This is a genomic window from Microbispora hainanensis (assembly GCF_006874475.1).
GTDB lineage: Bacteria > Actinomycetota > Actinomycetes > Streptosporangiales > Streptosporangiaceae > Microbispora > Microbispora hainanensis.
Genome location: NZ_VIRM01000214.1, coordinates 1 through 367, shown reverse-complemented (window position 1 = coordinate 367; position 367 = coordinate 1). Strand labels below are relative to the sequence as shown.

Here is a 367-nt window from a genome sequence, read left to right as displayed (position 1 = left end):
GGCTGGGAGCCGGTGGGCTGGAGTGACCACTGTTTGGTGGAGACCGAGTCGCAGGAGTTCTGCTGGACGAGTGCGCCCGAGGAGGTGGAGTTGTCCTTGGTGTTGAGGCACTTGTCGCTGTTGGCGTTGACGACGCGGTAGTTGGAGCCCGAGGCGGTCAGCTCCCAGGTCTGTGACGTGGAGCCGGTGCACGACTCCTGCTGGACGGCCTTGCCGGCGGAGGTGGAGGCGTCCTTCACTCCGGCGCACTTGCCGCTGTTGCCGGCGGCCAGGCGGAAGCCGCTGCCCTGGGTGGACAGGTTCCAGGTCTGGTTGCTCGCGCCGTTGCAGCTGGACACGGTGAGCTGCACGCCGTCGGAGGTGCTGT

General features: G+C 67.3%; 1 protein-coding gene. It reads right to left on the bottom strand.

Annotation, left to right across the window (positions count from 1 at the left end; genetic code table 11):
• Positions 1-367, bottom strand: a 367-nt coding sequence (locus FLX08_RS40175; RefSeq protein ID WP_142625461.1) for an RICIN domain-containing protein, incomplete at both ends; no start/stop codon positions are given.